This is a genomic window from Blastococcus colisei, from assembly GCF_006717095.1.
In the GTDB taxonomy this organism is placed as follows: domain Bacteria; phylum Actinomycetota; class Actinomycetes; order Mycobacteriales; family Geodermatophilaceae; genus Blastococcus_B; species Blastococcus_B colisei.
The window spans coordinates 2,095,655-2,120,883 of record NZ_VFQE01000001.1 but is presented as its reverse complement, the minus strand read 5'-3'; the positions used below and the strand labels follow the sequence as shown (position 1 = coordinate 2,120,883).

The 25,229-nt window shown below is 72.1% G+C and carries 24 protein-coding genes and 1 riboswitch; of the genes, 13 read left to right on the top strand and 11 right to left on the bottom strand.

The window, feature by feature from the left end:
- Window positions 1-19: 19 nt before the first annotated feature.
- Genes FHU33_RS10135 through FHU33_RS10125 form a run of 3 tightly spaced genes read left to right on the top strand, consistent with a single transcriptional unit; the run spans window position 20 to window position 2,328 of the window.
- Complete coding sequence (locus FHU33_RS10135) at window positions 20-898, top strand: MEDS domain-containing protein (RefSeq protein WP_142025251.1); 879 nt, start codon at window positions 20-22, stop codon at window positions 896-898.
- Entirely contained in the window at window positions 895-1,839 is a 945-nt protein-coding gene (locus FHU33_RS10130; protein WP_170182401.1) for a sensor histidine kinase, read from the top strand. Before FHU33_RS10135 ends, FHU33_RS10130 begins: the two co-directional genes overlap by 4 nt.
- Before the next feature lie 51 nt (window positions 1,840-1,890).
- A complete protein-coding gene (locus FHU33_RS10125) occupies window positions 1,891-2,328 on the top strand; it encodes a hypothetical protein (RefSeq protein ID WP_142025249.1) in 438 nt (145 codons plus the stop codon).
- On the opposite strand, the gene FHU33_RS10120 is transcribed toward FHU33_RS10125, so the two are convergent.
- Window positions 2,325-2,723 (bottom strand): hypothetical protein, encoded by a 399-nt coding sequence (locus tag FHU33_RS10120; protein WP_142025248.1) that lies wholly within the window; start codon window positions 2,721-2,723, stop codon window positions 2,325-2,327. The two genes, FHU33_RS10125 and FHU33_RS10120, sit on opposite strands and share 4 nt — an antisense overlap.
- A gap of 87 nt (window positions 2,724-2,810) precedes the next feature.
- Between FHU33_RS10120 and FHU33_RS10115 the strand changes: the two genes are divergently transcribed.
- Entirely contained in the window at window positions 2,811-3,194 is a 384-nt protein-coding gene (locus tag FHU33_RS10115; protein ID WP_142025247.1) for a VOC family protein, read from the top strand.
- 69 nt (window positions 3,195-3,263) lie between these two features.
- Here FHU33_RS10115 and FHU33_RS10110 read toward each other — a convergent pair whose 3' ends face one another.
- From FHU33_RS10110 to FHU33_RS10100, 3 genes are read right to left on the bottom strand one after another with little or no spacing between them, the layout of a single operon-like run.
- Complete coding sequence (locus tag FHU33_RS10110) at window positions 3,264-3,623, bottom strand: hypothetical protein (RefSeq protein ID WP_142025246.1); 360 nt, start codon at window positions 3,621-3,623, stop codon at window positions 3,264-3,266.
- A gap of 41 nt (window positions 3,624-3,664) precedes the next feature.
- Window positions 3,665-9,859: an RHS repeat-associated core domain-containing protein gene (locus tag FHU33_RS10105; RefSeq protein WP_142025245.1), complete on the bottom strand. Its 6,195-nt coding sequence runs from the start codon at window positions 9,857-9,859 to the stop codon at window positions 3,665-3,667.
- A complete protein-coding gene (locus FHU33_RS10100; RefSeq protein ID WP_142025244.1) occupies window positions 9,786-11,573 on the bottom strand; it encodes a DNRLRE domain-containing protein in 1,788 nt (595 codons plus the stop codon). The genes FHU33_RS10105 and FHU33_RS10100 overlap by 74 nt, the downstream gene beginning before the upstream one ends.
- A 301-nt stretch (window positions 11,574-11,874) precedes the next feature.
- Between FHU33_RS10100 and FHU33_RS10095 the strand changes: the two genes are divergently transcribed.
- Complete coding sequence (locus FHU33_RS10095) at window positions 11,875-13,071, top strand: glycoside hydrolase family 3 N-terminal domain-containing protein (protein WP_211355059.1); 1,197 nt, start codon at window positions 11,875-11,877, stop codon at window positions 13,069-13,071.
- Between the two features lie 115 nt (window positions 13,072-13,186).
- On the opposite strand, the gene FHU33_RS10090 is transcribed toward FHU33_RS10095, so the two are convergent.
- The gene (locus tag FHU33_RS10090; RefSeq protein WP_142025242.1) at window positions 13,187-13,990 is read right to left on the bottom strand and encodes an aggregation-promoting factor C-terminal-like domain-containing protein; all 804 of its coding nucleotides are present in this window, start codon (window positions 13,988-13,990) and stop codon (window positions 13,187-13,189) included.
- A 214-nt stretch (window positions 13,991-14,204) separates the two neighbouring features.
- Window positions 14,205-14,349, bottom strand: a riboswitch (cyclic di-AMP (ydaO/yuaA leader).
- Between the two features lie 324 nt (window positions 14,350-14,673).
- Here FHU33_RS10090 and FHU33_RS24940 point away from each other — a divergent pair.
- The 6 genes from FHU33_RS24940 (at window position 14,674) to FHU33_RS10060 (ending at window position 20,448) form a co-directional block, all read left to right on the top strand.
- Window positions 14,674-15,237: a hypothetical protein gene (locus FHU33_RS24940; RefSeq protein ID WP_170182400.1), complete on the top strand. Its 564-nt coding sequence runs from the start codon at window positions 14,674-14,676 to the stop codon at window positions 15,235-15,237.
- Between the two features lie 119 nt (window positions 15,238-15,356).
- Entirely contained in the window at window positions 15,357-16,034 is a 678-nt protein-coding gene (locus FHU33_RS10080; RefSeq protein WP_281281633.1) for a response regulator, read from the top strand.
- Window positions 16,031-17,506, top strand: coding sequence for a sensor histidine kinase (locus FHU33_RS10075; protein WP_142025240.1), 1,476 nt, complete (start codon window positions 16,031-16,033; stop codon window positions 17,504-17,506). Before FHU33_RS10080 ends, FHU33_RS10075 begins: the two co-directional genes overlap by 4 nt.
- Window positions 17,506-18,123, top strand: a complete 618-nt coding sequence (locus FHU33_RS10070; RefSeq protein WP_142025239.1) for a GerMN domain-containing protein — start codon at window positions 17,506-17,508, stop codon at window positions 18,121-18,123. The genes FHU33_RS10075 and FHU33_RS10070 overlap by 1 nt, the downstream gene beginning before the upstream one ends.
- 214 nt (window positions 18,124-18,337) lie before the next feature.
- Window positions 18,338-19,558, top strand: coding sequence for an AI-2E family transporter (locus tag FHU33_RS10065; protein ID WP_170182399.1), 1,221 nt, complete (start codon window positions 18,338-18,340; stop codon window positions 19,556-19,558).
- Entirely contained in the window at window positions 19,555-20,448 is an 894-nt protein-coding gene (locus FHU33_RS10060) for a metallophosphoesterase (protein ID WP_142025237.1), read from the top strand. Before FHU33_RS10065 ends, FHU33_RS10060 begins: the two co-directional genes overlap by 4 nt.
- A gap of 85 nt (window positions 20,449-20,533) precedes the next feature.
- On the opposite strand, the gene FHU33_RS10055 is transcribed toward FHU33_RS10060, so the two are convergent.
- The 6 genes from FHU33_RS10055 to FHU33_RS10035 form a co-directional block, all read right to left on the bottom strand.
- The gene (locus FHU33_RS10055; protein WP_142025236.1) at window positions 20,534-21,166 is read right to left on the bottom strand and encodes a hypothetical protein; all 633 of its coding nucleotides are present in this window, start codon (window positions 21,164-21,166) and stop codon (window positions 20,534-20,536) included.
- Window positions 21,167-21,246: 80 nt separating this feature from the next.
- Window positions 21,247-21,753, bottom strand: coding sequence for a DUF2391 family protein (locus tag FHU33_RS10050; RefSeq protein WP_142025235.1), 507 nt, complete (start codon window positions 21,751-21,753; stop codon window positions 21,247-21,249).
- Between the two features lie 78 nt (window positions 21,754-21,831).
- A complete protein-coding gene (locus FHU33_RS10045; protein WP_142025234.1) occupies window positions 21,832-22,518 on the bottom strand; it encodes a hypothetical protein in 687 nt (228 codons plus the stop codon).
- Window positions 22,519-22,615: 97 nt separating this feature from the next.
- Window positions 22,616-22,780, bottom strand: coding sequence for a hypothetical protein (locus tag FHU33_RS24935; protein WP_170182398.1), 165 nt, complete (start codon window positions 22,778-22,780; stop codon window positions 22,616-22,618).
- 488 nt (window positions 22,781-23,268) lie between these two features.
- Window positions 23,269-23,577: a hypothetical protein gene (locus tag FHU33_RS10040; protein ID WP_142025233.1), complete on the bottom strand. Its 309-nt coding sequence runs from the start codon at window positions 23,575-23,577 to the stop codon at window positions 23,269-23,271.
- Between the two features lie 229 nt (window positions 23,578-23,806).
- A complete protein-coding gene (locus FHU33_RS10035) occupies window positions 23,807-24,523 on the bottom strand; it encodes a CPBP family intramembrane glutamic endopeptidase (RefSeq protein WP_246063475.1) in 717 nt (238 codons plus the stop codon).
- Between the two features lie 71 nt (window positions 24,524-24,594).
- On the opposite strand from FHU33_RS10035, the gene FHU33_RS10030 reads away from it, so the two are divergent.
- Together FHU33_RS10030 and FHU33_RS10025 are read left to right on the top strand one after the other, a co-directional pair.
- The gene (locus FHU33_RS10030) at window positions 24,595-24,915 is read left to right on the top strand and encodes a hypothetical protein (RefSeq protein WP_246063474.1); all 321 of its coding nucleotides are present in this window, start codon (window positions 24,595-24,597) and stop codon (window positions 24,913-24,915) included.
- The gene (locus tag FHU33_RS10025) at window positions 24,912-25,109 is read left to right on the top strand and encodes a DUF6186 family protein (protein WP_142025232.1); all 198 of its coding nucleotides are present in this window, start codon (window positions 24,912-24,914) and stop codon (window positions 25,107-25,109) included. Before FHU33_RS10030 ends, FHU33_RS10025 begins: the two co-directional genes overlap by 4 nt.
- The last annotated feature ends 120 nt before the right edge of the window (window positions 25,110-25,229 follow it).

The window sequence follows — 25,229 nt, the reverse complement described above, 5'->3', positions numbered from 1 at the left end:
ACCGGCCTACGGTGAGTAGGTGCGCGCACACGGAGTTCTGACCGAGATCCAGGAAGCGGACGCGGCCGACCACGTCTGCTGGGTCTACGGCGAGGACGATGCGGCATTCGGCCGGGCCGTCCGGCGGTTCCTGGCCGCCGGGTTGGAGCGCGGCGAGCGGCTGCTGGCCATCGGCGAGCGGGTGCTGGACAGCATCGGCACCGACGGCGACGGCTTCTCCGGCGCCGCCGCGCTGATCTCCCGCGGCGCGCTGCGGACGTTCACCACGGCCCAGGCCTACGAGGCCACCGGTCAATTCGCCGCCGCGGAGCAGCGCACCTTCTACGACGCCGCGACGCGTGCGGCGATCGCCGACGGCTACACCGGTCTGCGGGTGGTCGCCGACGTGAGCGACCTCGCGGCTGATCCGCTCACCCGTCCCCGGCTGGTGCAGTGGGAGCACCTGGCCGACGGGTTCATCGCCGAGGGTGCCGGGTTCACCGCCATGTGCGCCTACAGCGCCGGCCTGACCGACGAGGCGCTCGCCGACGTCGCCACGGTGCACCCGCTCGTGCACGCCCCCGCCGGCCCGCCGCCGTTCCAGGTCTTCTTCGACGACCGGCACATCGCCGTGTCCGGCAGCGTCGACACCTTCAGCGCCGATCGGCTCGCCCGGGTCCTCGCGTCGTCACCGGTGGGGGCGCAGGGTGCGGTGCTCGACGTGAGCCGGGTCGAGTTCATGGACGTCGCCGCATCCCGGGTCATCGCGCGGTGGGCGCTGCACCTGGACGCTCACTCGCTGCTGCTCGACGTCCGGGGCGCCTCGCCGGTGCTCCGCCGGATGTGGCACGTGCTCGCCCTGGGCGAGCTCGCCCCGGTCACTTTCGACGGGGTCAGGTTCGACGGGGTCGCGGCGTGACGGCGGTCGTCGACGGGCCGGCGGCCGGCTTCGAGCACGAGGCGCTGGTCTACCGCGGGGACGACGACCTCCTGACGGGCCTGCTGGCCTTCGTCCGCGAGGGGATCGGCCTCGGCGAGTCGGTGGTGGTCGCACTACCGCGGCCCCGGCTGGACCTGCTCGGCACCGCCCTCGAGGACGACGCCGCATCGGTGAAGTTCCTCGACATGGCTGAAATCGGGCGGAACCCGGCCCAGATCATCGCGGTCTGGGACCGCCTCCTCCAGGAGAGCACGGCCGCCGGACGGCGCCTGCGCGGCGTCGGGGAGCCCGCCTTCGTGGGCCGCCGGGACGTCGAGCTGCTCGAGTGCCGACTGCACGAGCTGCTGCTCAACACGGCCTTCGACGGTGGCCCGTCGTGGCGACTGCTCTGCCCGTACGACGAGGTGCACCTCCCGCGCCCGGTCGTCCGTGGCGCGCTGCGCACTCACCCGCGGGCGGGGACGACGGCCGGACGGCGGACCAGCCCCGACTACGCACCGGGCGAGATCGCCGACCTGTTCGGCGCGGAGCTCCCCCGCCCGGTCGACGCCGTCCTCCGCGGCAGCTACGGCGACGGTGACGTGCCCGCCACCCGCCGCACCGTCGCCCAGTTCGCCCGCACGGTGGGCCTTCCGGAGGAGAAGGTCGAGGTGCTCGAGCTCGCGGCCTCGGAGCTGGCGACCAACAGCATCCGACACGGTGGTGGCACCGGGACGGTCGCGATGTGGGTGGCGCCGGCCGCGGCCGTCGTGGAGTTCAGTGACTCCGGTCTGGTCGCCGATCCCCTCATCGGCCGGCTCATGCCGTCGGTGGAGCAGGAGGGCGGGCGCGGCGTCTTCCTGGTCAACCAGCTCTGCGACCTCGTCCAGCTGCGCTCCTCGGAGCGCGGCACCACGGTCCGGATCACCACCTGGCTCTGACCGCCGCACGCGCGGTTGCGGTGGCGGACCCCGTCGCGGACGGTTGCTGACGTGGATCCTTTCCGCGGGATGGGCATGCCCCGCATCCCCGGGCTCAGCGAGCTGCTGGCCCTCCTGCAGACCCAGACCGAGGCGCTGGCCCAGCTGCCGCGCACCCTGAGCGACCTCAACGGCACCGTCAAGGAGCTGACCGAGGCGACGACGATGGCGCACGCGACGATCGCCTCGGCCCAGCGGATCGCCGAGCGGCTCGAGGACCTCGTGGAGGAACTCGAGGAGCCGGTGCGCGCGCTGAAGCCGGGGATCGAGCGGGTGGGACGGGTGCTCGACGACCCCGTCGTCGACACGGTGCCGGACACGCTGCGCCGCATCCAGGAGGACCTGGTGCCGCTGATCCACGGGCTGCGGGTCGCGCAGGACCGGGTGGGGTCGGTGACGGGGCTGCTGCGCCGCAGGCCCCGGGACGGCGGCGAGGACGAGGGCCTCTAGATCTCCGGCGGCTTCCCGCTGTCGTTCGTGGGCCGCACGAAGTCACCGACGGCCTTCTCCAGCTGGGCCCAGGTGGAACTCCACTCGACCAGCGGATCGAGGATCTTCTCCAGGATGCCGAGCTGCTGGTCGAACGCGTCGAGCTGCGCCCGCATGGCCGCGATGGACTGCCGCTGGGCCTTCACCGTCTGCGCGACCGCGCCGACCTGGGCCGCCGACATCGCGCCCGGCGGGCTGGGCAGCGAGGGCAGGTGCAACTTCGACGGGACGGCGCCGGCGAGCGAGCGGGCGCGGTCGGTGAACCCGCGCAGCTGGCCCACGAACTCGTCGATGGAGCGGCCCACCAGGTTGCCGGTCGCTGGCTGGGGTTCCGGTCGCTGCTGCTCGCCACCCATGGCCCGACGGTATTACCCGCGCCCCGTCACGGCGAGCGTGACGTCCGCAGGCCGCGCCGCCTCCTGCCCGTGCGCCAGGATGCGGGCATGGAGGTTCTGAGCAGCCGTGTGCTGCTGCGTCCGACCGAGCCCCAGCTGTCGCGGGCGTTCTACGGCGACGTGCTCGGGCTGGCGGTCTACCGGGAGTTCGGCCCCCCGGAGCACCGCGGCGTCGTCTACTTCGTAGGCAACGGACTGCTGGAGGTGTCCGGCCAGGCCGAGGAGCCGCCGCACGGACTCGCGCTGTGGCTCCAGGTGCGGGATGTCGCCGCCGAACACGCCCGCCTGACGGCCGCCGGCGTGACAGTCACCCACCCGCCGCAGCTGGAGCCGTGGGGCCTGGTGGAGATGTGGGTCGAGGACCCCGACGGCGTTCGCATCGTGCTCGTCGAGGTCCCGCAGGATCACCCACTCCGCCGGGACAGTCGCTGACGGCCGTCGATCAGGCATGGTGACGATGAGCTTGACCGGGACGCCGGAGCAGTAGTCCTCGCCCTGACATCAGTCCGCTTCAGAAAGCCGAGTCAGTACCACGGAAACGAACTCCGGCTCATCACCTGCACTTGTATGCACCAGAAAGGCGTAGTTGCCCGGACGTACGGAAAGAACATCGTCGTCCACCCACGCTGACGTGTAAACGTGTAGCTGTCCGGTTGGCAGCAATAAAGTTCCCTCAGCCGCCAGTTCTGGAGTTCTCAGCAGGTCACAGGGCTCCTCCACGGCCACCTGAATCAGCACATCCCCATCCATCTCGTGCTGAGCTGCAACAGCAAGCGTACTGCCGAACGCAAAGACTGGCATATCGTTCAAATCAAAGGGCGGGAGGTCCTCCCTGACTCCATCGTCGAACAACGTGAACATGCCGTGCTCCAAGGATCGAGTGATCCTCAATGCTGCCATAATCAACGTCCACCATTTCTCCGAATATGCGCCGCGACATGGCCACCCTGCGATCGACTGCAGCGCGAGCAGTGAGGATATAATCTCTGAGCGCGACCGTTAGCCATGGCGGTCGGTGGCTGATGATCCGGCGTGTACCTTCCGTTAGCCGTCTTCCGGCCGCAGGTGTGGCAGCCGTGCGCCTGCCCGATCGCGTCGACCTCCCGCTTCTGTACTTGGGTCGAACGCGGTCCAGTCGCCGGTACCGACGCTCGAGCATTCGGCCCCGGAGAAAGAAGACAGACTTGCGGTGGCGTGTTATGAACGGTGATCCCATGGCCGGTTTCGCCGACGATAAAGGTGTGGACGTTGGCGATGCTGAGGTTGTAGACGGTCTGGTCCTGAAGCCAGCCGTGGTCGTCGACGTCTTGGACGATGCGGAGTTCGCCGGTGGCGCCTTGAAGGAGGTCGCCGACGGCGAGCTCGTCGGCGTCTGTCCAGCCCTGCTCTTCGACCCAGATGGGGTGCTTGGCGGTAGCTGTCCAAGCGTCGGCGCGCGGGTCGTCGTCGGCGACCCGTCCGTCATCCAGTAGGTCAGCTGGTACTGGTGCGGTGACGACCTCGATCAAGTGCTTGTCGCCGCGGCCGACGATCACGTCCAGCACCGGTTGGGCGGTCAACTCGCCTGTGAGCGGGTCTCTCGCGGCGACCAGGTCCCCGACCTCGACGTCGCTGATCGGCACGGTCGTGCCGTCGGCCATCAGGACGCCGGTCTCGGGGGTGAAGCTGTTCGGGCGCCGACAACTGGGGGCCCGACGGAAGGGCTTGGCCACCGTCTGCCCGACCTTCGCGGCGACGCGTCCGCCGGCTCTTGCGGCGGCGAAGCCGGCTTTGACGAGTGCTCCGCCGCCGGGGACCATCGCCGCTAGTGCGGTGACGCCCATTTGGAGGGCTTTGCGCCGGTTACCGGTGGCGGCGTAGGCGCCGGCGGAGATCGCCGCTGCTGCGACGCCGATGGGTCCGGGGACGACGGTGGCGACGACTTCGGCGACCTTGGCGACCTTCTTGGCGGCCTTCTTCACCAGGTTGGAGAACCAGCCGGCGTGGCCGTCGAGGTCGGTGCAGTTGACCGGATCGGCGGAGCAGTAGTCATAGGCGGTGGAGTTGCCCCCCGGTGAGGGATCGCGGGACCAGAACCGGCCCGTCGCCGGGTCATAGAGCCGCACCCCCATCTGCAGCACCCCGGCCAGCGCATCGGCGGAGCGCTGCTTGCCGCCCAGCCAGCCGTAGCGGCCGTCCTTGCCCGGCGACTGCCCGTCGGTGACGACGGCGGCGCCGGTGGTGAGGTCGGTGGGGTTGCCGAACTCATCCGCGGTCTGATGCTGCAGCGCCGTCCAGTCGGCGGTGTCCGCACCGTCCCGGATGGGCAGGGTGGTCATCACGTCACCGTGCAGATCCACCAGCTGCAGCACCCGGCCACCGGTCTTGCCGGTCTCGGCCGCGAGGTTGCCGTCCAGGCCGTCGACGTAGCGGGTGATCTCATCGGGCAGCGAGACGTCCTCGGCGATCCACGCCGGAGAATCGCTGTCGGAGTCGTAGTGGTTGACCTTGGTGACCGCCTCCTGCCAGCCGGCCACCCCGTCCCCGCCGACCGCCCACGCCTCGTTGCGGTAGGAGGCGAACCGGCCGATCGCATCCAACGACCACGTCTGCCGCGCCACCCCCTCGATCGTCTGGGAGGCGATCAGGTCATTGGCGAAGAACCCGTTGACCACCGTCGCCCCCGGCGAACCGCGGACCGGGGCGGTGGTGATCCGGCCCAGCGGGTCATACACCCACGCCCCGGCATCCACCGCCGACTCGGCCACCAGCCGATCGGCGGAGTCATAGGTGTAGGAGTTGCCGGTCACCGCCGCGCCGCCGGGGTTGCCCGGGTCCGCGCACGTCGAGTCACCCGACGCCGCGCTGGCCAGTGACGACCGGTTCCCGCGCGGGTCGTAGCCGTACGCCCGCGCCACGCACAACCCGGTGCCGTGGATCGTGTCCTGCACCCCGACCAGCCGGCCCAGGCCGTCGTAGTCGTACTGTTTCTTCGCCGCTGGGGTGGAGTGGGTGACCATCTGCCCGGCCGAGTTCTCCAGCGCCGACGACGCCGCGATCACCACGTCATCGGCGGTGCGCACGTAGCTGCGCGACACCGGGGTGCGGTTGGCGTCATACCCGACCCGCAGACCCACCCCACCCGGCAGCGTCTGCTCCGTGACCTGCCCGTCCGGCCCGTACGAGGCCGAGATCGTGCCGGCCACCGAATCGGTCACCGACGTCACGAACCCACGCGGCTCCTTCGCCCGGTCGTAGGTGAACGACGTCGTCGACCCCGTGGAGTCGGTCACCTCCGTCGGCTTGCCGAACGAGTCGAAGACGCTGGTCGTCCAGCCGCCGTTGCCGTCCTCGTAGCGGGTCATCCGGCCCAGCAGGTCGAAGGACTTCTTCACCGTCGACACCACCGAACCGGCCTGGTCGACCCCGTCGATGACCGTCACGTCACCGGTGGCCGGGTCGTAGCGGTTGACCGTCTTGGCCACCGGGGCCCCGGCGCCGGCACCCGTCCCGGTGAGCGTCACCGACAGCACCCGGTCGGCCGTGTCGTACTCGGTGACGGTCGTGCGCGACACCGTCGTCGTCGCGCCCGCCACCGGGCCGGTGGCCGACTCGGTCACCGACACGATCGAGCCGTACCGGTTGTAGCCGGTGACGTGCTTGACCGGCAGCCGGTCGGCCATCCGCGACGGGTCGTGCCCGGTCACCGCCCCGGCCGCGTAGCTCATGCACGGCAGCCCCGCGTAGGCCGGCTTTCCGCCGCACTCCGCCCGCTGCAGATTGGGTCCGGCGGTGTAGTAGACGGCGATATTGGTGCGGGCGTCATCGCCGGTGGCGCCGATGCCGCGCGACTCCACCGCGCGGCCCTGCCCGTCGTACCGGATGAGCGCCGACAGGTTCGCGCCGGTGGCGTCGAAGGTCACCTTGGTGGGCTGCCCGATCTTCCACCCCGACGTCGGCCCGAGCGGGGAAGCACCGTCGATCGGGTCGTAGCCGTTCTTCGTCACCTCGACGTCGACCAGCTGCTCCGGGGCGGAGCCGGCGATCAGCAGCGCGTCGGTCTGGGTGGTGGCCAGGCGGTAGGCGACGCCGTCGGGCTTGCCCTCGTCGTAGGCGAAGGTGCTCACGTCGTGCACCAGCTGCACATTGTCGGGGTCGTCGCCGACGGCCAGCCGCACCAGCGGACCGCGGGAGCGCAGCAGATCCAGTCCTTCGGGCCCGTAGGTGTGCACGCTGTCCAGGGCCACCGCGCGGCTGGCGGGGTCGGCCTGCGCCAGGTTCAGCGCGGCCAGATCGGTTGCCGCGGTGGGCAGCTGCCCGAGGGCGAGCAACCGGTTGGTCGCGTCCAGGGAACGGACGACGTTGCCGTACTGGTCGTACTCGGCGGTGTCGATGAACCCGGCCGCCGGTGCATCCGGACCAGCGGGGGTCGCGGTGTTCACCTCCCGCCCGGAGGCGTCCAGGTAGTGCACGACCGCCGGCCGGTAGCCGTCGGCACCCGGGCTGGTGGCGGTGGCCGTGGTCAACCCGGGCGGGTCCTCCGGCCCGAAGATGGCAGTGGCGTCGGTGGGCGCGGTCTGCTGCGACCAGGCGGCCATCGCGTCGGCGTCCAGGTCGTAGGGGCCGCCGGCGGCGCGGGTCAACGGCACGGCGTAGACCACGGTGCTGGTGGTGTCGGGGCCGATCTGGTCCGCCGTGCCCGGCTGCAGGGAGGCGCGGGTGACGCTGTAGAGCCGCCCGGAGCTGCGGTCGATGAGATCCCCGTTGCCGATCGGACTCTGCGTGCCGCCGGTGCCGTAGCGGAAGCGCCACGGCAGCTCACCGGGTGGCGTCAGCGTCGTGACGCGACCGTCGTCGTCGTACTCGTAACTGGTTCTCAGCGGCTGCGGCTGGACGCGGGGATCCCATGCCTGGCGCAGCCGGCCCTTTTCGTCGTAGCTGTACTGCACCGCGGTCACCGCAGTGGTCACCGCGGTCGGCGTCGCCGACGACCACAGCTTGACCTGGGTGGCCTGCCCGGCGATGTCGCCCGCCGCCGACGCGGTGGCGGTCGTGGTGCCGGCGTAGACGAGCTCGACGACCTCGCAGCCGGCCGCCGGGGTGGGGGTGGTGCAGGCCTCGGGGTTGTCCGGCCAGTTGTCCACGCCGGGCTCGACCGGCGCGATCATGCGGTGCAGCCGCGACTGGCCGTTCGCCACCTGGTACATGAACCGGGTCTGGCCGGCCGCCGCCGGCGGTGAGGTCGAGATCAGCTGCGCGTCCTTGGCGCCGGACTGGACTTTGAAGTCGCTGACGGCGCCGCCGACCTCGGTGAGCCGCCACGTGCCCGGGCCGGTGACGCTCAGCCGCAGGCTTTCAGCACCGGGCTGGGGCCACCAGTTGGCGCCACCGCCGGTGAACCAGACCTCCCCGCCCCCGCTCAGGCGCACTGCGGCGACGTCGGGATAGGGCTGGGTGATCGAGGTGTAGGCCACGCCGGTGGCCTGATCGGCGACGCCCAGGGACCACTGCGGGCCGAACGGCGCCCAGACCTGGCGCACCGACAGGTCGTCGTAGAACACCTTCTTGCTGGTGGCGGAGAAGCCGTTGTACAGCCGGATCAGCGGCCCGGTCGTCCCGGCCGGGACGGTGAAGTCCAGGGTCAGCTGCTGCCAGGTGTCGGTGCGCGTCGGCTTGTTCGAGCTCTGGGCCTTCCAGGTGCCGCCCTCGTTGTACATCCCGACGATCCGCAGCCCGTGCGTGGAGCCCGGGTCCAGGCCGGTGGCTGAGGGCACGTAGATCCAGCCGGTGATCCGGTAGGTGCGGCCCGCCGTCAGGCCGTCGATGGCGCCGCTGCCGGCGGCGCCGGGATAGGCGAAGGAGGACACCGACGCCCCGGTCGGGGTGACGGCGAGAGAGTTGTTGTTGCCGTGCCACCGGGTGGTATCCACGCCGACGGTCACATTGTTGGTGTGGAACGCGGTCTTGTCCGAGGCCTGCTGCGCCGAGAGGGTGAGCAACTCCTGCTGCGGCTCCAGACCCGCCCGCGGATCGCGGGAGGACGCGGTCCGCCCGACGGCCAGCCCGAACTCGTCGACATCGGTGCTGGAGAGCCGGTAGTCCCCGGTCAGCAGGTTGACCGAGCCGGGCCCGACGTCGTCGTCGGCGGCGTTCTGCGCGTCGGGGGTGACGGTGACGGTGACCCAGGGGGTCTGGAACGGGGTGCTGCCCTGGGAGTCACTGGACAGCAGCGCGCGGACCTGCACCGGGCCGGCGTCGAAGCCCAGCGTCGAGCCGGCGTCCCAGGTGGCGTGCCCGCCCAGGTCAGCCAGCGCGGTCCAGGCCTCGGTCAGCCCCCTGCCGTTCGCGCCGCTGAGGGTGGCCAGGTCCAGGTCCTGGCCCGCCCCGGCATCCGGGCCACGCCGCCACTGGAACTTCGCGTGGGTGAGCGTCTCGTCGGCCTTGACCGTCAGACGTGCCCGGCGCACCACCTGCGCGCCTTCCAGCGGTGAGGTCAGCGCGCCCTTGCCGACGTAGAAGACGTGGCTGATCAGCGGCGACACGTTGCCCGCATGGTCCACCGCCCGCACCTGCAGCACATGCCGGCCCGGCGTCTTGGGAACCTCAGGAACGGAGATGCTGACGGTGTTGGCCGCGACGTTCGTCCGCTTGGTGGTCGCCGTCGGGGCCTTGTCCAGGTCGTGGATGAACGCCGCGATCGTCGGGTCGGCCGCGGGCAGGGTGAACGCGAAAGATCCCGACTGGTTCTCCGCGCCGTGCCAGTCGCCATCGGCCGGATAGTCGGTGGAGGTCACCGTCGGAGCCGCCGGCGCCGTGGTGTCCACCGTCCACACCACGCTCTTCGTCGATGGACCGGTCGCCGACCCGTCCCATCCCCACACTTCCCACCAAAACTTGTCGCCGTTGGCCAGCTGACCCTTGGGAATCTGCATGGGCGCGATGAAGCCGTCCACGATCGGCGACGACAGCGGCGTCGTCTCCTGCCAGGTGGTGCCCCTGGTGGTGTTGTGCACGCGGAAGACGAGGAACGTCTTGCCGTCGGCATCATGAGCCCGGGCACGCATCCACGGGGTCGCCGACGACGTGGACGGGGCCAGCGGGGTCGGCTGAGGATCCATCGAGAGCGTGTCCGGAGTTCCCGGCGGAGTGTTGTAGTGGACATAGACGAATGCCTGCGCCGTAATCGGCGGAGTTGAACCTCTTCCACCCGAGGTTGTCGGCCTCGTTCTCCGCCTTCAGTCCCATACTGACCACACCGGCGTTGTGGTTCACCCACGACTGGAACAGGTTCGTGACGTCGGCCCTCACAAACCCGTCGCCGCAGCTGGCGCTGTAACCGGTGGTTTGCGAGGACACCTCCCACCGGCCGTACCAGGGCACCGGGGAACTGAACCGAGTCGCCGTGCTGACCAGGCCGGTGTCCCAGACCTCCCAGTTCGCCGGCGCGCACGAGAAGGAGTGCCACTCATACAAGGCCAGCTCGGCACTCAGGATCTGCTTACCGCGCAGCCCCGTGAGGTCGGTGTGGATGAAGCTCCGTGCGACGGTAGCGCCGTCGTTCCAGGTACCCAGCCGCAGCTCATCGCTGCCGGACTGGTCGACGGAAGTGCCGCTCTGCACCCAGGTGTCGAACAGGTCTTCGGCGTAGAAGTCCGGATCCACCACCACCGGGTAGGTGGTCTCCGGGTCGGCCAGGAACTCCGCGTCCGGGGTCAGCGCCAGCTCCACCACCCCAGCGGCGGTCACCTCGACCGAGTCCGTCAGCGGCAGCAGCGGGGTGGCCCCCGCCGCCGTCGCCTCCTCCGACACCGGCCGGCCGGCGCCAGCTTCCGGCTCCACCACATCTGCGCCCGGCGCCACCGGCGGCGCGGTACTGTCGGGTTGCGGAGCCGGCTGCACCGGGTCCGAGGCGGAGTTCTCCTGCGGCTCCCCGTTGCCCCAGTCGGGAAACGGCGCGAACGCGCTCGGCGCCTGCGCATCGGCCGACCACGGCTCGGTCACCGGGTGCTGCCGCTCGGCGTCCACCACGGCGTCCCAGACCAGCGGCGTTCCCGAGGTGCCGACCACCTCCCCATCCGGCGTGCTGAACGCCACGCCGCCATCGGCGTCCGGCGTAGCGGTCAGCCCTTCACTGCTCACCGTCAAGGACAGATCCGGCGCCTCTCCCGCCACCGGCCGGTCGGTCAGGACGAAGAACTGCTCATAGCCGGTGCGGGTCGCCTCCACCACCATGTCGACACCGGGCTGCACATCGGGGTAGATCGCCCGCGGCCCCTCCAGCCGCGGCGCAGGCAGCGCCTCGGTCCACTGCAGACCCACCGTCTCCCCGTCCGGGCCGTGCACGGCCACCAGCAACCCGTCCTCGGGCGTGCCCTCCCCCGCCAGTTCCAGCCCGCCCGGGTGCGCCTTCGGCGCCACCGTGCCATCGGAGGCCTGCTCGAGCGTGAGATCGACCGCCGCCCAGTCCGCCGCCGACGTCCCGTCACCGTCGCCCTGACGCACCCAGATCGGCCCACTGGCCATACCGGCGGCGAAGGTCCCATCCGGGAGGGCCCACGACGACGACCTCTCGGTGCGCTCGCCGACGATCTCCACCCGCTCACCCTCGAGCCGGGCGATGGTCGACGCCGTTGCCGCGTCCGGCGCCTGCAGCACACCGTCGGGCCCACGCGTCGCCGCCTCCTCCTGGCTCGGCGTCTCCTCGCCGGGTGCCGCGTACGCCTCGCTGGCTACGACGAACGTCTCCGCGATCAGCGCTCCCGCGAGCGCGACACCGATGACGCCCTTGCTCCGCCACTTCGGGACAGGACTGAAGCCGAACCCAGCACTCACGAGACGTCATCCGTTCAGCCCACCGAGCGGGCCCGCGAGGACCCGGAACGCGCCGGTTCGGCGTCCGAGAGAAACCTGGCAGGCACAGAGGGTCACAGCAACGATGCACAAAGTCTCGATACGGATTCACCACGCCACATTCGACCCATGCGCATCGATCACCACCCGCGCCACTCTCCGCAGGTCAGACGACCGGCGAGCCACGCATTGGGGACGGTGCCGAGCCGCCCGACGTCTCGCCGGACGCGTGCCGCGCAACACTGGGCGGGCTCCCCCGCTCGCCCGACCCCGAGGAGTTCCCTTGCCGACCGCCGGCCGCCGCAAGGGCACTGCCGCGCTGCTGTGCCTGCTGACCGCGCTGGCGACCGCGTGTTCCTCGGCAGCCCCTGCGCCGAGCCGGTCCGCGGCAGCGCCGCCGAGCACCGCCCCGAGCACCGCCGCCCCCAGCAGCGAGCCGGCGAGCCCCGAGGAGCGGGTCGAGACAGCGCTGGACGGGCTCGACCGGCGTGCGCAGGTGGCCCAGCTGTTCGTGGCCGGCGTCCCGCTCGGCGACCTCGGCCGCGGCGACGCCCTGGCGCAGGCGGGACTGGGCGGGCTCTTCCTGGCCGGTCGGTCCGAGGCCCCGGCGGCGGAGCTCGCCGGCACCGCCGCGCGCTGGCAGTCCCTGTCGCCCGGGCCCGCCCTCTGGGTGGCCGTCGACCAGGAGGGCGGGGCGGTCCAGTCGCTCAAGGGACCGGGTTTCGAGCGGCTGCCCTCCGCCGTGGCCCAGGGCGCCCTGCCGCCGGCCGAGCTGGCCGCCCTCGCCGTGAGCATGGGAACGGCCCTGCACGACGCCGGGGTGAACCTGAACCTGGCGCCCGTCGCCGACGTCGTCCCGGCCGGCACCGAGGCGGCCAACGAGCCCATCGGCTACTACGACCGCCAGTACGGCAACACCGCCGAGACCGTCGCGGCCGCTGTGGGCACGGTCCTCGACGGCCTGGCACAGGCCGGGGTGACCGCGACCCTCAAGCACTTCCCGGGCCTCGGGCTGGTCTCGGACAACACCGACACCACCGCCGACGTGACCGATCCGGTCACCGGCGCCGACGACGCCCAGGTGGCCCTCTTCGGCGACCTGGCCCGCTCCCCCGCCGACCCGTTCGTGATGGTCTCGTCGGCGACCTATCCGAGGATCGACCCGGCCGACCAGGCCGCCTTCTCACCGGTCGTCGTCACCGACCTGCTCCGGGAGCGGCTCGGCTTCGACGGCGTGGTCATCTCCGACGACCTCAGCAACGCCCTCGCCGTCCGCGACCTCCCGCCCGGCGAACGCGCCGTCCGGTTCCTGGCCGCCGGCGGCACCCTGGTGCTCACCGTGGACGGAGCCCTCGTGCCGGAGATGATCGACGCCGTCCTCGACCGCGAGCGCACGGACCCGGCGTTCGCCACGACCGTGGACGCCGCCGTGCGCACCGCCCTCGTCGCCAAGGAGGAGGCGGGCCTCCTGCCCGGCTGATGCAGCCGGGCAGGGCCGTTACCCGGGCTTCAGGGGTGCTGTCGGTGCTTCCGGAGTCCCGCCGGATCCCGGAAGCACGGACAACACCCCTGGAGCGGTCACTTCGAGCAGGTGATCAGTACCAGCCCTTGTTCTGCGAGTGCTCCCACGCGCCGCAGGGGGAGCCGAACCGGTTCTCGATGTAGATGAGTCCGGCGTCGATCTGGCGGTAGCCGTCGGAGGTCTTGGCGATCCCGGTGCCGGCCCACGTCGAGTCGAGGAACTGGGCGATGCCGTAGGCGGTGCTGGTGGGGTTCTGCGCGTTCGGGTTCCAGCCGCTCTCCTTGCCCCAGAGGCTCTCCAGGCAGCTGAACTCGCTCGCGCTGCCGACCTTGCCCATGGCGTAGTCCTTGTAGGAGCCGGCCGGAGCGACGGGCGCGGACGTGCCCTGACCCGGACGCGCTGCCGCGGCGGCGGCCTCGGCGGCGCGAGCCGCCTCCACGCGGGCGGCCTCCTCGGCAGCCACGCGGGCGGCCTCCTCGGCGGCGATCCGGGCGGCCTCTTCGGCGGCGATCCGTGCGGCCTCCTCGGCAGCGAGGCGGTCGGCCTCGGCCTGGTCGGCGGCGGCCTGCACCGCCGCCGCCGCGGCACGCTCGGCGTCGCGCTCGCTGCGGCTGGCGGCGAGCTGCTCCAGCGGAGCGAGGAGCTGGTCCTCGGCCACCGGGGCCGCCTCGGCGTGGAGGCCGAGCTGCTCGGCGACGCTGACCGACTCCATCTGCGCGGCATCGGCGGCCGGTTCCCCGGCGGTGACCACACCGACCAGGACCGCGCCGGCGGCGGCCGTCGCGAGGTACATCGCCGGACGGCGGCCGGCGAGGGGAGGGCGGTGTCCACGACGGGTGGCCCGGGCGTGCGAGGACGTGAGGGTGCGCAGGTTCATGAGGTGCGAGTGCTCCGGATGACAGGGCGGGGCGGACCGGCCGGCGCTCGGGGGCGCAGGCGATCCACCGCTGTGGGTCGAGGGGGCAGCACCGCGGGCTGGGCGCCCAGCGGATCACCGGTCAGCGCGGGACGGTTCCGCCTGACGGTGCGTGTCGACTGCTGCGTGCACGGCGCACCCAGGGGCGCGGCGTGCTGCGGCTCTCCGTTTCTTCGAACTGTTCCGTGGCCGCCTACCGAGTTAGCTGACGGATTCGGGCTCAGAAGGCGCCCTACCCGCCCCGAGCGGAGCTCGGAGCAGGATTCACCCCAGTACTGCGGTGGGTCCCCGGCTCGCCCGCGACTCGGTCTCGGCCTCGGGCGACTCGGCGGCGTCCGGCACGGCCTCCCCGGATGGGGCGGGAACGTTCCGACCGGACCGCGTCACGGTAGCCGTCGTTATCGGGCCGTGACAATCCCGGAGCCGGGATCAGGGGCGTGATGCATCTCGCCTCCGCACCGCCCGCCGGTTCCCGCCGGCGGTAGCGGTCATCGTTCCGTCACACCCGGGGGGTGCATCGGGGCGGCTGTGTGTCACCCCGGTGACGACCCGACTCACCGCCGATCAGCCGTCCGCGGCCGGGGCACGGGAGGTCTGACCGAAGCGCCCGGAATCGGCCGGGCCGGCCAGGAAAGGACACCCACATGCGATCGACCCTCATCCGAACCACCACCACCCGGAAGGCCGCGGCGGCCCTCTTCGCCGCCTCCGCGCTCAGCCTCACGGCGTGCGGCGACACCGCCGGCGGCGAGGCGGGCGCCGACGTGGAGGACGTCGTGGAGGACGACACCATCGCCGAGGACGACGCGGCGGCCGAGGACGACGCGGCGGCCGAGGACGTCGTCGAGCCCTACGACGGCGCCTACGACAGCGACTTCTTCGGGGAGTACGACTCCTACGTCGGCGAGCAGGTCGTCCTCTCCGCCGACGTCAACGAGGTGCTGACCACGAGCGCGTTCACCATCGCCGGGACCGACGACACCGCCGTCGAGGCGTTGCTGGTCGTCGGCGCCACCGAGACGCCCACCGAGTTGACCCCGGAGACCACGGTGGAGGTGAGCGGCACCGTGATGGAGAGCTTCACGGTCACCGACGTCGAGGAGGAGATGGGCGTCGACCTCGAGGACGCGCTCTTCGAGGAGTACGAGGACGAGCGCTACGTCATGGCCGACAGCGTGGAGGTGCTCGAGGAGGTCGACCAGGGCTGACGGGGCGGCGACCGGACGGCGGAGCTCCACGGTGTGGCCACCGGCTCCCGTGGCGGCTCCGCCGGCCGCGCGGCACGACGATGGTCGGCGACCATGCCCTCGGGGGCAGACTGGACGACGTGGCCCGCTCCGTGCTGATCATCGAGGACGACGTCCGCATCCGCCGGGTCGTGCAGATGACCCTGCATCGCGAGGGTCTGGAGGTGGCCGAGGCGGCGTCGGGCGAGGCCGGGCTCCGGCTGCTCGCCGACCGCTCCTTCGACGTCGTCCTCCTGGACCTCATGCTCCCGGGGATGGACGGCTTCGAGGTGTGCCGGGAGATCCGCCGGATGTCCAACACCCCGGTGATCATGGTGACCGCGCGCGCCGACAGTCACGACGTGGTGGCCGGACTCGAGGCCGGCGCCGACGACTACATCACCAAGCCCTTCGTCGCCAAGGAGCTGTCCGCACGCATCCGGGCGCTCTCTCGCCGGACGCGGGGCAGCGAGCCCCGGCCCCGCATCTCCATCGGGGAGGTCGAGATCGCCCCGCAGGACGGCACGGTCACCCGGGCCGGCGTGCCGGTGCAGCTGACCAAGACCGAGTTCAAGCTCCTGGGCGAGCTGGCGGCCGAACGCGGGCGGGTCTTCAGCCGGGAGGAGCTCCTGGAGCGTGTGTGGGGCTACGACTACTTCGGGGATTCCCGGCTGGTGGACGTGCACGTCCGCCGGCTGCGCAAGAAGATCGAGGCCGACCCGGCGGACCCCATGGTGGTGCTGACCGTGCGCGGCATGGGCTACCGCCTCCCCGAGTGAGCACCGCTCGGGCCGGCGCCCGCGCGCCGGTCGACGGGGACGGGGCGCGCGAGGACGGCGGGCCCGGCGGGACCGCGCGCCGGTGGGCGCTCCACGGCCCGCGAACGCTGCGCAGCCGGGCCACGCTGGCCTTCACCGGCGTGGCGGCCGCGCTCACCCTGGTGCTCGTCGTGGGCGTCTGGCTGTCGGTGTCGCAGTACCTGCTCGTCCAGCGCGAGCGGACCACCCTCGGCCAGACCGTCGCCAACGTGACGCAGGTCCAGCGGGGACTGGCCACGTCCGGCTTGTCGACCGCCCAGCTGCTCTCCCAGCTGCCCCGGGAGACGGGGTCCACGTCGCTGCTCGTCGACGACGGCGAGTGGAGCACCACCTCGCTGCGCATCGGCCGCGACGACCTCCCCCGCGAACTCCGGGACGCCGTCCTGGCCGGTGAGCCGTCGCGGCAGCGGATCACCGTCGATGGCGAGGCCATGCTGGCCATCGGCATCCCCCTGGCCGGCCTCGACGACGCCTACTTCGAGGTCTTCCCGCTGCAGGAGCTGGACAACACCTACCGGATCCTCGGACTGGTCCTGGCACTGGCCGCCGTCGCGGTCGTCCCGGTGTCGCTGTTCGTGGGGTGGTGGGCCACCCGACCCACCCTGCGCCCGCTGACCCGCCTCTCCACGGCTGCAGCGGCGATCGCCGCCGGCGATCTCGGCGCCCGCATCGATCCGCGCGACGACCCGGCGCTGGTGCCGATCGCGGAGTCCTTCAACGCCACGGCCGCGGCCCTCGAGCGCCGGGTACGCAGCGATGCCCGATTCGCCGCCGACGTCAGCCACGAGCTCCGCAGCCCGCTCACCACGATGCTCAACGCGATGGCGCTCGTGGAGGCGTACGAGGACCGGCTTCCCGAGGACGGCAGGGAAGGCCTGGCCCTCCTGCGATCGGAGGTGCACCACTTCGAACGGCTGGTCGCCGACCTGTTGGAGATCTCCCGGGCCGACGTCGGCAGCCAGGACCTCTCCCTGGAGGAGGTGCGGCTCGCCGCACTGGTGCAGGAGGCACTGTCGCGGCGCAGCGCCACCGGCAGCGTCCCGCCGGCGCGGCTGACCATCGAAGACGAGGCCTCCGACGCCGTCGTCCTGGCCGACAAGAGGCGCCTGGAACGGGTGATCAGCAACCTGATCGACAACGCCGACAAGCACGGTGGCGGGCTGACCTCGGTGACCGTGGAACGGGGGTGCGACGTCGTGTGCATCACCGTGGACGACGGCGGCCCCGGCGTGCCCGACGAGGAGCGGGCCGTCATCTTCGAACGGTTCGCCCGCGGCAGCCGCAGCACCCGGGCCAGCACCGAGGGCAGCGGCCTGGGCCTGGCCCTCGTGACCCGGCACGTACAGATGATGGGAGGCACGGTCGTGGTGACCGACAACCCGGACGGCGGTGCGCGCTTCGTCGTCCGCCTGCCCGTGGACGGGGTCTCCTGATGCGCCGGGTTCTCGCCGCACTGGTGCTTCTCCTCCTGCTGGTCGGCTGCGGGGTCGACGCACAGGACCGGCCCGAGGGCATCGACATCCCCGAGCCCTCGACCACCGATCCGCCCCCGGCCACGGACGGCGGCAGCCGGGAGGTCACGGTGTTCTTCGTGCGCGGCGCCCGACTGGAACCGGCCGAACGCTCGTCGGCACGGGCGGACGTGACGTCGGTCCTGGAGCTCCTGGTCGCCGGCCCCACCCGGGGAGAGGTCATCGGCGGACTGCGGACGGCGCTGGCGCCCCAGTCCCTCACGCCCGAGCCGTCGGGAACCACCGGTCCGGTCGTCACCATCGCCGTCACGCGTGAGTTCACCGACGTCGCCGGAGGCAACCAGCTCCTCGCCGTCGCGCAGGTGGTGTGGACGGTGACCCAGGTCCCGGGGGTGGATCTCGTCCGCGTCACCTCCGACGGGCAGCCGGTGGAGGTGCCCACCGACGAGGGGCTGACCGACCAACCGGTGGGCCGCAGCGACTACCTGTCCGTCGCCCCGTCCGGGGCGGAACCGCCCACCGCCGCCCCCGCGCCTCCTCCCCCGGTGTCGACCGCGCCATCGTCGACCGACGAGTAGGGAGAGCGAGCCTCCGGAGAGCGGAGCGGCCGTTCCCGATGACGATCCGCTGACATGTGACGACCGGTCGGGTCGGAGCTGCGACGAACGGGCATGGACCACCGGAGGATCCACGGCGGCGGGCCTGGCTCCACCCGCGGGCATGCGTTCCGGGGGGCCGGGTCTGTTCCCTGCCGTTCGGCGCACGATCCCCTCGAGGACCTGGAGGCTGAACGTGGAGCGAACGCGGCGCGCGGAGCTGGCGGCCGCCGTGCCGGCCTGGACGGTCCGTGCCCTGTCGGTCAGTGGCGCGGTGCTCGCCGTCGCCGCCGTGGCGTGGCTGGCCTGCTGGTTCCTCTTCCTGCTCCCGCAGCTGACGTTCACCCTCGCGATCGCGGTGTTCCTCACCGCGCTCACCGCACCGATCACCGGCCGACTCCGCCGTGCCGGACTGCCGGCGGCGCTGTCGGCCCTGGCGGGTGTGCTCTTCCTGTTCGCCGTGCTCATCGGCATCGGCTTCCTCGTCGGCTTCCGAGCCGCCGCGGCGGTGCAGGACCTCACCCGCCCCCTCGCCGCCGGCATCGACCGGATCAGGGTGTGGCTGATCGAGGGGCCGCTCGGGCTGGACGCCCAGCAGGTCGCGCAGGTCCGCAACGAGATCGTCACCTGGATCTACCAGGCCGCCCCCACCCCCGGCGCGGGGGCACGCATGGCGGTGTACGTCCTCGGTGCCCTGATCCTCGTCGCCTTCCTGATGTTCTTCCTGCTCAAGGACGGCGGCCGGATGTGGGACTGGCTGCTCGAGCGCGTGCCCGCGCGCCGCCGGGCACAGATCGACGGAGCGGGGCAGACCGCCTGGGACACCCTGGGCCGCTACGTTCGGGGTGTCGTCGTGGTCGCCCTCATCGACGCGGTGGGCATCGGCATCGCGCTGCTCCTGCTCGGAGTGCCGCTGTGGGTGTCGCTGACGTTGCTCACGTTCGTCGGAGCCTTCGTCCCCCTGTTCGGCGCCACGGTCAGCGGCGCCGTGGCTGTGCTCGTCACGCTGGTCACGAACGGCCTCACCGACGCGGTCATCGTGCTGGTCGTCGTCCTGGTGGTGCAGCAGGTGGAGGGCAACCTGCTGCAGCCGCTGATCATGGGCCGCGCACTCCACCTGCACCCCGCCGCGATCCTCGTGGCGGTGACCGCCGGCGGTCTGCTCTACGGGATCCCGGGAGCCCTGCTGGCGGTCCCGGTCATGGCGATCGCCTACCGAGTCCTGGAGTACCTGCGCACGCACCCCTCGGGGCCGGCGGAAGGCACGGAACCGGGACCGGTCGCAGCCGACCTGCCTGCGCCGCACCCGGCCGGCGCCTCCGCCCCGGCGGAGGCCGTCCCGGCCACCGCGGTGCTCGCCCATGCTCCGGCCGGCACTGCCGGTCCGGTCCCGACACGAGAGACGAACAACCGGTGAAGCGCTGGATCACCCGCATCGCGATCGCTCTGGGCACGACGCTCGTCCTGCTCCTCGTGTACGGGGTGGCCGTGGAGCCACGGTTCATCCTGGACGAAGAGCGGTGGCGGGTGTCCATCCCGTCACTCGGCGAGGAGTGGGCCGGTACCGACGTCGCCGTGCTGTCGGACATGCAGATCGGCATGTGGTGGGCCAACGAGGGCATGGTGGAGAAGGCCATCGGGGAAATCGTGTCCGCCGAGCCGGACGTGGCTCTGCTGGGCGGCGACTTCGTCTACAGCGAGGAGCCGGACATCCCCACCCAGGTCGACCGGGTCATGGAACTTCTCGATCCGCTGGTGGAGTCGGGCATCCCCACGTACGCCGTCCTCGGTAACCACGACTACGCCGTCGGTGCGGCCGACGAGCTCACCACGGCCCTGGAGGACGCCGGGGTGCCGGTCCTGAAGAACACGGCCGTGCCCGTTCCCTCGCCAGAGGGCACCGGGAACGAGCGGCCGCTCTACGTGGTCGGCATCGGGCCCGCCGTACCGGGCGAAGCCGACATCGAGGCCGCCCTCGACGATGTTCCCGACGACGCGCCGCGCGTCGTCCTCGTGCACAACCCGACGACCTTCGACTCCCTCCCGGCCGGCACCGCCCCGCTGACCCTGGCCGGACACACCCACTGCGGCCAGATCGCGCTCCCCGGAACGCCGCGCTGGTCCTACGTCGCGCTCACCGACGAAGAGAAGATCGTCGCCGACGGCTGGGCACCCGCCAGGCACGGTGCCGACGGCAATCGCATGTTCGTCACCTGCGGGATCGGCTTCAGCGTCATCCCCGTGCGCATCAACGCCCCGCCCCAGGTCGCGTTCTTCGAGCTCGTCCCCGGCGAGGGCGGCCTCTGAGCGGAAGCCCTGATCGGCCCCGCGGCGGGGCGGGCGACGACTGGGCCGCCACCCGTCATCCCGCCGCGGGGAGCATGATCGGAAGTCAGCTGCCCTGCTCCTCCTGCACGATCGCGACCCGGTCGGCCGAGATCGCGACGTCCCCCTCGTTCTCGCGAAGCCACCGATCCGGCTCCTCGACCAGCTCGTCGGGCGCGATGCCGAAGTCCTGCTCGAACGTGCTCTCCTCGATCCGGAGGACGGTGCCCGACACCTCGACGACGTCCCCGTCGGCCAGTGCGCCCGTCGGCGTCGCGGAGACCACCGGGACCGACCGCCCGGTCCCGTCCGCCAGCCGGAAGACGCTGCCGATGTCGCTGACGGTCGCACTCCGGATCGTCGCGGTGACGGTGACCTCCTCCCCCAGCGAGCCACTGGGGTCGCTCAGGAACGTGGTGTCCGGACCGTCCCCGGCCTCGGAGGACGGTGCGGCCGGCGAGGTCGTCGTCGCCGGGCCCAGCTGTGCTCCCTCCAGCACGGCGACTCGTTCCTCGAGGGCGGCCACGTCGTCCTCCAGCTCGCGCAGGTCCTCCAGGGTGACGGTCGAGACCTCCCCCTCCGGGGAGTCGCCACAGGCCGCCAGGCCGACGGCCCCCAGCGCGGCCAGCACGACGGCCCCGCCGGTCCTGCGTGCCCGCGCCGCCCGGTCGCCCTGCGGTCGCCCAGTGCCGCTGGGCATGGCGCCTCCTCTCACCGGTGGCGACCGGACGTACGCCGTCCCGTCGGCCTGACGATCGGTGTCTCCTGCCAGGGTTCCCCTCATACGGCGTCGCCGCCCGCGCGCACGGCTTCTGACATGAACCTGCAACGCGTCGCGACGGCGAGTGGCGGGTCAGGGCAGGAGGTAACCGGCCGGACGGATGCGGGATCGGCGCTGCTCTCCCCCAGCTGGCTGCGGGCGTACGAGGCGCCGATGGCGGCCGGGACGGTCTCGACGGCCACGACGGAGAGGGCGTCGCGCCAGTCACCGCGCCAGCTGACCGCCGCGACCGCCGTGAGGACGACCGCGGCAGCGAACGCGGCCACCAGGAAGGCCACGCCACCGTCGACGGCGGCCGACCGCCAACCGGTCGGGTCCGCGGCGCCGCCGAGTTCCCCAGCCAGGCAGACGACCAGCAGGACCGTCACCACGAGCAGGGTGATCAACCGGTACCGCTCGACGGAGAGGCCGAGCCGCCAGATCTCCATGGTCAGCAGGACCGGCATGGCGAACAGCAGCGCCCCGGCCAGGGCGCGGCCCATGCCTTTCAGGAGTTCGCTCTGCACCTGCCCGGCCCCCGATCCATGACGACGGGGCCGGAGCCTGACGGCCCCGGCCCCGCCCCGTACGGCCGCCGTCCCGCGTCAGGACCGGTGGGTTGCCTCCGTCCGGAGCTCCGGGCGGATCTCCGTCGTGGTCGCCTCGGGGGTCCGGTCCACCGGCTCCCGGTCGACCACGTAGTTCTCCGTCACGGTGGTGGGCCGCTGGTCGCGGCTCGCCGTCTCGGCCGACACGACCGGACGGCGCATCTTCCCGCCGAGCAGCCCGCCGAGCGCGGCGAGCAGCAGCCCGGCCAGCAACGACCAGAAACTGACCCACAGCGCGGTCTCGATCGTGAAGCCGCCGCCGTCGGTGCCGAGTGCACCGCCGACCGTGGTGTTCCCCTCTCGGAGACCGACACCCAACTGGGTGGTCAGGTTGACGGCACTGGGCACCAGGGCCGTCAGGGACAGCACGAACAGGAGTCCCCACGCGGCCACGCCGTTGGTGATGCCGGCCGCCTTGCCGCGTGGCCCGGCGAACAGCCCGGCCAGCAGACCCGCCAGCATGAGGGCGACGGCGGCGGTCGGCGCGATGAACCAGCCGAGGTTGCCGCTGATCCACCCGTCGCCGGCGCTGTACGCGATCGCCAGCCAGAGGGTGTTCATCAGGGCGAAGAAGGCGAGGGCGATGATGACCCCCGCGAACACCGGGCCCCATCGGATCAGGTCGGCGACCCGGCCTGGGCTTCGCGCGTCATCTGCCATGCGCGCGGACACGTTCGTGGCCATGCTGGCTTCCTCCTGCAGGGTCGTGGATTCCACTCGGTGAGCAGCCGGCGGGTCCTGACAGCCTTCCGACGCCCGGACCCGCCGGCCGAACGCAGAGTCAGTCCTCCTCTTCCTCCTCGAGTGGCTCCTCCTCCACCTCCTCGACGCCGGGCTCGTCGAGCGGCTCCTCCTCACCGCAGGCGGTCATGGTGAAGGACGCCGCTGCGATGGCGGCGCCGGCTGCGGCGGTCCGCCAGCGACGACTCAGGGACGTGCGACTCATGGTTTCCTCCTGGATGGGTGTGACCGGGCGCTGCCGCCCGGCCGGGGGCTGTCCTTCCACACCGGGGTCTGCCCACCGCGGGAGACCGGACGCCTCGGGGCGCCGACGGTCACCGGACCGTAAAGCGGACGGCGACACGCCCGTCGCTGCGGCGGTCTCCCGGACCTGTCGGCCTACGGCCGTGCGTGTTGCCGTACACGCCGTCGCCTGGCCACGACCGCGCACAACGGAGCGCCGGCGCCGCGCATTAACGGCACGTCACGCCGCCTGAACGGCCGTCAGGCCGCGCCATGCCTCGGCTCGACGTCCGGGCGCGCGGCTCGACCCGCACGACGTCGGCGCCCCTGACCGGCGTCCACCGCCGGGGGCGACAGGGTCCTCCGGACCCGGCAGCCGCCGAGGCGATGCGCTCATGCACCGCGGGGCGTGCGGCGACTCGTCGACGCCATGCAGGGCGTCCTGGCCGGCACACCGCCGAACGGCATGGTTCAGCGGCCGACCGGGTGCGGCGCCCCGAGGCCGTCCAGGGTGGCGACCTGGCGGCAGGGCCGCTGCTCCGGCCCGGCGGGTCCTCGAGGATCGGCCACGGCGGCGGCGAGCAGTCGTTCGTCGAGGAGTCGATCGGCGCGCCAACCACGCATGTCCATCGCGGCCAGGAGGGTGGCCTCCAGCTCGAGCAGTTCCGCCTGGCGCCGACGCACTTCTGCCAGTTCCATCTCGGCATCGCGCCAGAGCGCACGACAGGAGCGGAGGTCCGCGTCGATGGTCTCGACCGGACGGGGCGGGGGCTCGGACATGACCTTCTCCACCTTCACGTACCCACGAGTGCGCAGCCTCCGGCTCGCGATCGAGCAGCAGACCCGGCACCACGCGCACCTGTCTGGCGCGACATCGCCGAGATTCCCTGTCCTCGCGCTGTCACTGCCTTTGCCTCCTTACTGACACCGAGCCGCAAGGAGATCGACACGGGATGGCAGGACGAGCGCACGTCCGCCGTCCCCGTGGCTCCGGAGCCTCCGGCGATGCTCAGGCGAGCTTCCATGCCGCGGCGGCGGCCAGCGTGCCCAGCGAGTTGGTGGCCAGGTGCAGCAACGTGGGAGCGACGAGGCTGCCGCTGCGCACACGGAGCCAGGTGAAGAGGGCGCCGGCGGCAGCCGTGCCCAGACAGGCCAGCACGACGGCGGCAGCAGTAGGGACGAACCCGTCGACGACATCGTTTGCCGCCAACGCGCTGAGCGTCGGGCGGATGTGCCAGACGCCGAAGACTGCCGACGACGCAGCCGTGGCCGTCGTCGGGGAGAGCAGCCGCAGGAACGCCGCCAGCAGCACTCCACGGAAGGCGACCTCCTCCCACAGGACCGTGCCGAGCGGGACGCGGACCACGGCCTGGTACGCGATCTCCGCACCGTCCATACCGCCGACCCGCGCATCGGTCAGCACAGGGCGCAGCGCAGGAACGGCCACGGCGATCGCGTATCCCGCTGCGACCAGCGCGACGCAGACCCCACCCCACCTGAGCCCGGCCGGCACCCTCCGCCGGGCGAGCCCCAGCTCGTCCCAGGCCAGCCCCACCGATCTGGCCGCGGCGAGCAACGCCACGGCGGCGGCCAGGTTGACGAGCACGTAGGACCCGGGATAGCCGGGGAGGCGGGGAACGACGACGTTGTTCCACGCGACCAGCACGGCGACGAGTCCCGCGGTGAGCCCGATCAGTCCCCGTCGGCCAACTGCGCGACCATGCACCGGTGGCCTCCTTCCCGTCTGCGCGGCGGCTCACACCGGTCGCGGTGGGGATGCCATGTGTCGCGGGGGTCATGCTCTATGGCGAGTTGTCCACCGGAGCGCTGATCGCGGTATCCGTCCCCGGCGCGGCTCTCGTCGCCATGGGTCTCGCCCGCCGCGCGGGGCAGGCCCTTCCGACAGTGGGTCCACGCGGGCTGCCGTGGCTGGCCTGGCTCACAGCCGCGGGAACGTGGGAACTGCTCATGCTGAGCGACGAGAACCTCCCCACGCTGAGCGACCTCCTCGATCCGGTCCTCGCTCTACCGGGTGTGCGCGCAGCAGCCGCGGTGGGGTGGCTGCTGCTCGGCGCCTGGTTGATCACGCGACCCGGGCCCCGGGAGGACCCACCGTGATCGGCAGCGCGGCCGGAATCCTCGGATTCACCGCCCTGCTGGTCACCGCTCTGGCTCTCGAGGTGACCGCCCGCCGACAACGTGGCCGAGCGACGGCCGCGCAGGCGCTCGGCGCGGCCATGCGCACCACCCCGGGTCGCGTGGTGGTCCTGGGCGCCTGGTTCTGGCTCGGCGTGCACTTCCTCGCCCGCTGATCACCGGGGCGGTGACCGCACGTCAGGAGGGGTGTCCGCCAGCCTGTGCGCCCCGCCAGGCGGCCGGCGGTCCGACAGTCGAGAGTGGACACATGACGGTTCGGTGTCGAACCTGCCGAT